Origin of the sequence: Streptomyces longispororuber (assembly GCF_024448165.1) — a bacterium.
GTDB lineage: Bacteria > Actinomycetota > Actinomycetes > Streptomycetales > Streptomycetaceae > Streptomyces > Streptomyces longispororuber_A.
In genome coordinates this window covers 65,873-74,079 of sequence record NZ_JAMOLN010000018.1, presented here as the reverse complement: position 1 = coordinate 74,079, position 8,207 = coordinate 65,873, and the positions used below count along the sequence as shown (strand labels likewise).

The window sequence follows — 8,207 nt, the reverse complement described above, 5'->3', positions numbered from 1 at the left end:
GCCCTGGTCTGCGTCGGCACCGGGGTGGCCGTGCCCGCCGCGCTGCGGGGCGGGGAGCCGGGGTCGCCGGGGCCCGCGCCGTCCGTGCGGCCCGTGGACCAGCCGACGTTCCGGATCGCGGTCGTCGGCCCGCCCCGCGGCCAGGACGGCCGGGGCAGCAAGGGCGACAAGAGCGGCCGGGTCGACACCGGCGCCGTCCGGCGGGCCCTGGAGGACTACGCGGGACTGCTGCCGCTGGAGGTGGTCGGCGTACCCGGCGACGAACAGCTGACCAGCAGCCAGTTCGCCGCGCGGTACCCGAACGTCGTCGCCGTCGTCGGCCCCGCACCGGACCCCGTGGACCTACCCGCGGGCATGCCCGTGCTGTCCACCTGCCAGTCGGGCCGGTCGGGTCAGTCGGGCCAGTCGGGGACGGACGGCGGCGCGTCCGGTGACGTGGACGGCGGCCACGCCGAACAGTTCGGCTCCTACCTGGAGAAGGAGCTGGGAACGCGGAGCCTCTTGGCCATGGGGGTGCCCGTGCGGACCCCCGACGCGGTGAGCCCGTCCCCGGCCGCCGCGGACCAGCTGCGGCTCGCCGACCGGTTCGACACGGCGCGGCGCGGCTCCCCGTACGCGTACGACTTCCGGGAGGACTCCCCAGGACTGCTGCCCGCCGGGCAGCTGCGGACGCTCATCGGCGAGACCCGCCCCGACACCGTGTACCTGGGCGACGAGGGCCACCCGCAGGACAGCGTCCGGGCTCTGCGCGCGGCCGGGTTCCGGGGGAAGGTCGTGCTCGCGCCCGACCGGTTCGACGACTGCGCGATCGCGGCCGGGGCGCTGCGCGAGGAGCCCGTGGACGACGGCGTGTACCGGTTCCGGGTCGTGTCGAAGGGGCCGGTGGCCGGGTCCGAGTGCCTCCAGGACGCGGAGTGGTGCGACCGGGTGCGGCCGCTGATGACGCGGGCCGGGGCCCTGGAGGAGTACGAGGCGGCGCAGGCGGTCGTCACGGCGTTCCGGGCCGGGGCGGTCAACGACGTGACAGCGGCCACCGCCCGCAAGCACATCGGGGCGGTGGTGAACCGGGTCCGGATCAACGGCCTCCAGGGCGACTACACCCTCGGCTCCCGCGACGACACCGGCACCGCCCGGCCCGTCTGGGTCGAGCACCGGGAGGCGGGCGCCTGGCAGGTGCTCGGCACGGTGGCGGCCCTGACCCGCGACTGAGCACGGTCTGCCACGACAATCACGGTATGAGCCCCACCGACGAGCCCGACCTCCTCGCCCTCCTGAAGTCCCTGCGCGTGTGGGACACGGAGCTGCCCGCCTTCGACCCCGGCTCCGCGCCGGCCGAACCCCTGCCGCTGTTCGTGGAGTGGTTCGCGGCGGCGGTGGCGGCCGGGCAGCCCGAGCCGCACACGCCCTCGCTCGCCACCACGGACGGGGCCGGGCGGCCCGACGTCCGGACGGTGATGCTGCACGGCGCCGACGCCGCGGGATTCCACTTCGCCTCGCACGCGGGCAGCGCCAAGGGGCGGCAGCTCGCCGCCCGCCCGTACGCTGCGCTCGGCTTCTACTGGCCCGTGCAAGGCCGCCAGGTACGGGTGCGCGGGCCCGTCCGTACGGCCTCCGCGGAGGCCGCGTACGCCGATCTGCACGCCCGGTCGACCGGGGCGCTGGCCTCCGCCCTGGTCGGCCACCAGAGCGAACCCCTGTCCTCCGTGGCGGAGTTGGCGCGGGCGTCGGACGCGGCCTGGGAGCGGGCCCAGCGTGAGCCTGCCGCTGCCGCGCCGACCTGGACCGCCTACGAACTCGTCCCGGAGGAGGTCGAGTTCTTCCAGGGCGACGCCCGCCGCCGCCACGTCCGCCTGAGTTACCGCCTCACGGCGAACACCTGGACCAGACAACTCCTGTGGCCGTGACCGCTCCCGGGCGCGACTCTCGTCGTGGCTGGTCGCGCGGTTCCCCGCACGGCAGACGCAGCCGGTACTTCGCGATCAGCCCCGCCCGGGCTCGCGCCCGCCCACTGCCGGGCGGAACACCGGCACCCGCAAGCCCGCACCGCCAGGGCGAAAGGTCACCGTCACGTCCATGCCCACCTGTAGACGAGCCTCCTCGCACTCCACGATCTCCGTCATCATCCGCGGCCCCTCCGCGAGATCGACGACCGCGGTGACGTACGGGACCCGCTCCCCGAACGGCGGAAGGTCGTTGCGGTGCACGACGGACCACGTGTAGAGCGAGGCCCGCCCACTCGCCACCCGCCACTGACCCGCATCACTCCAGCAGTACGGGCAGAACTCCCGCGGATAGTGGTGGAACCGCTCGCAGGCCGCACAGCGCCGCAGCAGCAACCGCCCCTCGGCGGCCGCGTCCCAGTAGGGCCGGGTGAAGACGTCCGGCTCGGGCACGTCGAAGCGGACGTCAGGGCTCACGGGCATCAGAACAGTCCGATCGCGTGGTCGAGGGACCAGGTCTGCCAGGACATGGCGAACAGCGCGACGAGCGAGACGAGGCCCATCATCGCGTTCTGCCCCTGCTCGGCCCAGTCGTGGATCATGAGGGTGAAGTAGAGAAGGTTCAGGAGCAGCCCGCCGACGAGCGCCACGGGGGTCAGGAATCCGGCCACGAGGCCGAGCCCCAGGGCGAGTTCGGCGTACACGACGATGTACGCCATGGTCTTCGGACGTGGCTTGACGACGACGTCGAAACCGCTGCGCACCGCGTTCCACCGGTGCTTCCCGGCGACGTCGGCGGCCCACGCGATGCCCGTGCCGCGCTCGAACCAGCCCTTCTTGTCCTTGTGCCGCCAGCTCTCCAGCCACCACAGACCGAGCCCGATCCGCAGCACGGCGAGCCACTCGGCACCACTGAGCCCTATCGCGTCCATGTCGCCCCATCCATGCGCCGCGGCCGCCCTCCCGCTCGGTTTCTGACGGTACGTCAGTTCAGCGCATCGGGCCCCGACTTCGCAAGGGTCCCGACAGCGGTCCCGGCACCCACCCGCCCCGTGATCAATTCGCAACCGATTTCGGTCTTGACCGAGACCCATCAAGAGGAGGCCGGATTACGCTCCCGCACATGACCGCCCCGAACCCTTCACCGACCACCCGTAGCCATGACCGCCCGCCCGTGTACGTCGTCGGCGGCGGACCGGGCGGTCTCGCCGTGGCCGCGAGCCTGAAGGCGCACGGCGTCAGGGCCGTCGTCCTGGAGCGGTCCGACCGCGTCGGGACCTCCTGGCGCGGCCACTACGACCGGCTCCACCTGCACACCACCCGCCGCCTCTCCGGCCTGCCGGGACTGCCGATCCCGCGCCGCTTCGGCCGCTGGGTCGCCCGCGACGACGTCATCCGCTACCTGGAGAAGTACGCCGAGTACCACGACCTGGAAGTGGTCACGGGCGTCGAGGTCACCCGCATCGACCGCGCCGCCGACCACCGGGGCTGGGTGCTGCGGGCCACCGGCGGCCGGGAGCTGACGGCCGCCACCGTGGTGGTCGCCACCGGCTACAACCACACGCCGCGCCTGCCGGACTGGCCGGGCCGCGGCACGTACACCGGCAAGCTGCTGCACGCGAGCGAGTACCGCAACCCCGCCCCGTACGCCGGGCAGGACGTGCTCGTCGTCGGCGTCGGCAACACGGGTGCGGAGATCGCCGTCGACCTGGCCGAGGGCGGCGCCGCCCGCGTCCGCCTCGCCGTCCGCACGCCCCCGCACATCGTGCGCCGCTCCACCATGGGCTGGCCCGCCCAGCTCACCGGCATCCTCTGCCGCCGCCTCCCGGTGTCCCTGGTGGACCGGCTGGCCGTCCCGCTCGGCAAGCTGAGCGTCCCCGACCTCGCGCCGCAGGGCCTGCCGCGCCCGGACACCGGCCTGTACTCCCGGGTCCGCGAGGGCTCGATCCCCGTCCAGGACGTCGGTCTCATCGACGCGGTGCGGACGGGCAGGGTCGAGCCGGTGGCCGCGGTCGCCTCCTTCGAGGACGCCGCGGTGCTCCTCGCCGACGGCACCCGCATCACGCCCGACACGGTGATAGCGGCGACCGGCTACCGCCAGGGCCTTGAGCACCTGGTGGGCCACCTCGGTGTCCTGGACCCGGCCACCGGCCGCCCGCGCCCGCACGGCTCCCACACCCTCCCGACGGCCCCGGGTCTCCACTTCACCGGCTACACGAACCCGATCAGCGGCATGTTCAGGGAAATGGCCCGGGACGCGGACCAGATCGCAAGGACGCTGTCCAAACGCCGCTGAGGGGCGCGGGGAACCGCGCCCACCCACCACGAGCGAGACGGAGTACGACGCATGCCCCGCGAAAGACACCCGCTCAACCCGCTCACCCTCACCCGCCGCAGAGCCCTCATCGGCGGCGGCGCGGCAGCCGCCACCACCCTCCTGACCACGGTCGGCACGACCGGCACCGCCCAGGCCGCGGAAGCGGAACCACAAGCAGAAGCAGACGTCGACGTGGCGATCGTCGGCGGGGGCCTCGCGGGGCTCACCGCCGCCCGCGACCTCACGGCGGCCGGCAAGAAGGTCCTCGTCCTGGAGGCCCGGGACCGCGTCGGCGGCCGCGTCGTCAACCTCCCGCTCCCGGGCGGCGGTGCCACCGAGGGCGGCGGCGAGTTCATCGGCCCCACCCAGGACCGGATCCGGGCACTCGCGGACTCCCTCGGCGTGGCGACCTTCGCGACGTACAACACGGGCAAGAACGTCCTGCACAAGGACGGCAGGCGCAGCACGTACGCCACCGACGGCCTGCTCGGCTCCGTCCCGCCCATCGACCCGGCGGGCCTCGCCAATGCCGCCGCCGTCCAGGCCCTCCTCGACGACATGGCGAAGAAGGTGCCCGTCGACGCGCCATGGACCGCCGCGAAGGCCGAGGAGTGGGACCGCCAGACCTTCGAGACGTGGCTGCGCGCCAACGCCGTGATCCCGTCGGCCCGCTTCCTCTTCGACGTCGCGTGCACCTCGGTCTTCTCGGCCGAGCCGCGCGAACTCTCCCTGCTCTACGTGCTGTTCTACATCGCGTCGGCCGGGAACGAGTCCACGCCCGGCAGCTTCGAACGCCTCACGGAGACGGCGGACGGCGCGCAGGCCACCCGGTTCGTCGGCGGCTCGGCCCAGGTCCCGCTGAAGCTCGCCGCGCGCCTCGGGAACCGCGTCCGGCTCGGCGCGCCGGTGCGGCGGATCGCCCGCGACGCCGGCGCCGGCCGCTACACCGTCACCGCCGACGGCGTCACGGTCACCGCGACCCGGGTGATCATCGCCGTACCGCCGCCGCTGGCCGCGCGGATCGACGTCGACCCGCTGCTGCCGGCCGCCCGCGACCAGCTGGCCCAGCGGCTCCCGATGGGCTCGATCGGCAAGGCGATCGCCGTGTACGCCACCCCGTTCTGGCGGGCCGACGGGCTCAACGGCCAGGTGGTCAGCGACTCCGGCACGGTCCGCTCGACCTTCGACAACTCGCCGCCCGACGCCTCGTACGGCGCGCTGATGGGCTTCATCGAGGCGGACGAGATGCGGGCGCACGACGCCGCGTCGGAGGCCGACGTGCGGGCGGCGGTGCTGAAGGACTACGTCAGGTACTTCGGCGAGCAGGCCGCGAGCCCCACCGCGTTCGTCCTGCAGCGCTGGGACAACGAGGGCTTCACGCGCGGCGGGCCCGTCGCGTACGCGCCGCCCGGCGTCCTCACCCAGTACGGTGCGGCGCTGCGCGAGCCGGTGGGCGGGATCCACTGGGCGGGCACGGAGACCTCGTCGTACTGGTGCGGTTACATGGACGGGGCCGTGCGCTCCGGGGAGCGGGTGGCGCGGGAGGTGGCGGCGGCCCTGTAGCGCGCGGCGGGGAGCCGGTCCGAGTATTTGTCTGCAGCCCTGTAGCTGACGGAGCGTCAGTTCAGTAATCTGACTGTGCGTCAGCTATTGCACAGGCACGAGTTGTTGCTGTCACACAGGAGCGGGCGGACCGATGCTTGGATCGACTTACGGCACCCTGACCACCGACTCCCGCCGGGCCCGCGTGATCGCCTGCGGCGAGCAGCCCGGTCCTGCCGTGCACGGCAGGACCGGGGCCGACGAACTGGACGTGAGCGGACGCCCGTTGCACTCCGACGTGCCCGACCTGGACCGGTTCTTCCGGCCGGAGTCCGTCGCCGTCGTGGGCGCGTCCGACGCCGAGGGCCGCCCCAACACCGGTATCACCCGCCAGCTGATGGGCTGGGCGGAGCGGGTCGGCGCCCGCCTGTACCCGGTGCACCCCACCCGCGCGACGGTCTTCGGGCTGACCTGCGCCCCCACCGTGGCCGACCTCCCCGAACAGGTCGACCTGGCCGTGCTGCTGGTCGCCGACCCGCTCCCCGTCATCGAGCAGCTCGCGGACACCAAGGTGAAGTTCGCGGTCGCCTTCGCCTCCGGCTTCGCCGAGACCGGTGACGCGGGGGCCGCCGCCCAGGAGCGCCTCGCGGCGGCCGTGGACCGCTCGGGCCTGCGCCTGCTCGGCCCGAACACCAACCTGAACGCCTTCGAGCGGTTCCGCGACGACCTCGAAGGACCGGCGATCGCCCTGATCACCCAGTCGGGCCACCAGGGCCGCCCGGTCTTCGCCCTCCAGGAACTCGGCATCCGGCTCTCCCACTGGGCCCCGACCGGCAACGAGGCCGACCTGGAGACGTCCGACTTCATCGCGTACTTCTCCCAGCAGCCCGACGTCGGCGCCATCGCCGCTTACGTGGAGGGCCTCAAGGACGGCCGCGCCTTCCTGCTCGCCGCGGACCGGGCCGCGCAGGCCGGCGTCCCGGTCGTCGCCGTGAAGGTCGGCCGCACCGAGACCGGCGCCCGCACCGCCGCCTCGCACACCGGGAAGCTCACCGGCGCCGACACCGTCGTCGACGCGGCGATGCGCCAGTTCGGCGTCATCCGCGTCGACGGACTCGACGAACTCCAGGACACCGCGGCCCTGCTGGCGCGGGCGAAGCGCCCGCGGGCGGACGGGGTCGTCGTCTACTCGATCTCCGGCGGCACCGGCGCCCACTTCTCCGACCTGGCGACGGACGCGGGCCTGACGCTCCCCACCCTCTCCGACGCCAAGCAGGCCGAACTCCACCAGTGGATACCGGAGTACCTGAACGTGGCGAACCCCGTCGACAACGGCGGGCACCCGGTCGGCGACTGGCGCGGCCGGAAGATCATCGACGCGATCCTCGCCGACCCGTCCGTGGGCGTGCTGATCTGTCCCATCACCGGACCGTTCCCGCCGATGAGCGACAAGCTGGCGCAGGACCTGGTGGACGCGGCCGAACAGACGGACAAGCTGGTGTGCGTGGTGTGGGGTTCGCCCGTCGGGACGGAGGAGGCGTACCGCACGACGCTGCTCGCCTCCTCCAAGGTCGCCACCTTCCGCACCTTCTCCAACTGCATCACGGCGGTCCGCGCCTACCTCGGCCACCACCGCTTCACCACCGGCTACCGCTCGCCCTTCGAGGAGGCGCCACGCACCCCGTCGCCGTCCTTCCGCAAGGCGCAGGCCCTGATGCGCCCCGGCAAGCAGCTCAGCGAGCACGCGGCGAAGCAGCTGCTGCGCGCGTACGGCATCCGCGTGCCGCGCGAACAGCTCGTGACCAGCGCGGCCGCCGCCGTGCGCGCCGCGTCGCAGGTCGGCTACCCGGTCGTCATGAAGGCCTCGGCACCGCAGCTCGCCCACAAGTCCGAACTCGGCCTGGTGAAGGTCGGGCTGACCTCCGCGAGCCAGGTCAGGGACGCCTACCGCGACCTCACCGACATCGCCCGGTACGAGGGCATCGACCTCGACGGCGTCCTGGTCTGCCAGATGGTGGAGCGCGGCGTCGAGATGGTCGTCGGCATCACCCAGGACGAACTGTTCGGCCCCACCGTGACGGTCGGGCTCGGCGGCGTCCTGGTCGAGGTGCTGCGCGACACGGCGGTCGGCGTACCGCCCTTCACCGAGGACCAGGCCCGCGCCCTGCTGGACGAGCTGCGCGGCCGCGCCCTCCTCGACGGGGTGCGGGGCGCGCCGCCCGCGGACCTCGACGCGCTCGTCGAGGTGGTGCTGCGCGTCCAGCGCATGGCGCTCGAACTCCACGACGAACTGGCCGAGCTGGACATCAATCCGCTGATGGTGCTGCCGCGCGGGCAAGGGGCCGTGGCCCTGGACGCGCTCGCCGTCTGCCGCTGACACCCGATCGACCGATCGCCGGAACGACGGA

Annotated in this window: 7 protein-coding genes; 5 read left to right on the top strand and 2 right to left on the bottom strand. The window is 73.4% G+C overall.

Going from position 1 to position 8,207, the window contains the following annotated elements:
- Both M4J07_RS07920 and M4J07_RS07915 read left to right on the top strand, forming a co-directional pair.
- On the top strand, positions 1 to 1,209 hold a 1,209-nt coding region (locus M4J07_RS07920), incomplete at its 5' end, for a hypothetical protein (protein ID WP_255968839.1).
- A 26-nt stretch (positions 1,210 to 1,235) separates the two neighbouring features.
- Positions 1,236 to 1,904 (top strand): pyridoxine/pyridoxamine 5'-phosphate oxidase, encoded by a 669-nt coding sequence (locus M4J07_RS07915; RefSeq protein WP_255968837.1) that lies wholly within the window; start codon positions 1,236 to 1,238, stop codon positions 1,902 to 1,904.
- Positions 1,905 to 1,979: 75 nt separating this feature from the next.
- On the opposite strand, the gene M4J07_RS07910 is transcribed toward M4J07_RS07915, so the two are convergent.
- Together M4J07_RS07910 and M4J07_RS07905 are read right to left on the bottom strand one after the other, a co-directional pair.
- The gene (locus M4J07_RS07910; RefSeq protein WP_374215009.1) at positions 1,980 to 2,423 is read right to left on the bottom strand and encodes a Zn-ribbon domain-containing OB-fold protein; all 444 of its coding nucleotides are present in this window, start codon (positions 2,421 to 2,423) and stop codon (positions 1,980 to 1,982) included.
- On the bottom strand, positions 2,423 to 2,872 hold the full coding sequence (locus tag M4J07_RS07905; RefSeq protein WP_255968833.1) for a DoxX family protein: 450 nt from the start codon (positions 2,870 to 2,872) through the stop codon (positions 2,423 to 2,425). The genes M4J07_RS07910 and M4J07_RS07905 overlap by 1 nt, the downstream gene beginning before the upstream one ends.
- A gap of 191 nt (positions 2,873 to 3,063) precedes the next feature.
- Between M4J07_RS07905 and M4J07_RS07900 the strand changes: the two genes are divergently transcribed.
- The 3 genes from M4J07_RS07900 to M4J07_RS07890 all read left to right on the top strand — a co-directional run bounded on the left by M4J07_RS07900 (position 3,064) and on the right by M4J07_RS07890 (position 8,176).
- Positions 3,064 to 4,236, top strand: coding sequence for a flavin-containing monooxygenase (locus M4J07_RS07900; protein ID WP_255968831.1), 1,173 nt, complete (start codon positions 3,064 to 3,066; stop codon positions 4,234 to 4,236).
- 51 nt (positions 4,237 to 4,287) lie between these two features.
- Positions 4,288 to 5,820 carry a flavin monoamine oxidase family protein gene (locus tag M4J07_RS07895; RefSeq protein WP_255968829.1) on the top strand — a complete coding sequence of 511 codons (1,533 nt, stop codon included), beginning with the start codon at positions 4,288 to 4,290 and terminating at the stop codon, positions 5,818 to 5,820.
- A gap of 133 nt (positions 5,821 to 5,953) precedes the next feature.
- Entirely contained in the window at positions 5,954 to 8,176 is a 2,223-nt protein-coding gene (locus tag M4J07_RS07890; protein ID WP_255968827.1) for an acetate--CoA ligase family protein, read from the top strand.
- Positions 8,177 to 8,207 lie beyond the last annotated feature (31 nt).

Bases quoted from the DNA above. Each gene is read 5' to 3' on its own strand.
- M4J07_RS07890 (WP_255968827.1), top strand. From the start codon at position 5,954: ATGCTTGGATCGACTTACGGCACCCTGACCACCGACTCCCGCCGGGCC.
- M4J07_RS07905 (WP_255968833.1), bottom strand. From the start codon at position 2,872: ATGGACGCGATAGGGCTCAGTGGTGCCGAGTGGCTCGCCGTGCTGCGG.
- M4J07_RS07915 (WP_255968837.1), top strand. From the start codon at position 1,236: ATGAGCCCCACCGACGAGCCCGACCTCCTCGCCCTCCTGAAGTCCCTG.
- M4J07_RS07910 (WP_374215009.1), bottom strand. From the start codon at position 2,423: ATGCCCGTGAGCCCTGACGTCCGCTTCGACGTGCCCGAGCCGGACGTC.
- M4J07_RS07895 (WP_255968829.1), top strand. From the start codon at position 4,288: ATGCCCCGCGAAAGACACCCGCTCAACCCGCTCACCCTCACCCGCCGC.
- M4J07_RS07900 (WP_255968831.1), top strand. From the start codon at position 3,064: ATGACCGCCCCGAACCCTTCACCGACCACCCGTAGCCATGACCGCCCG.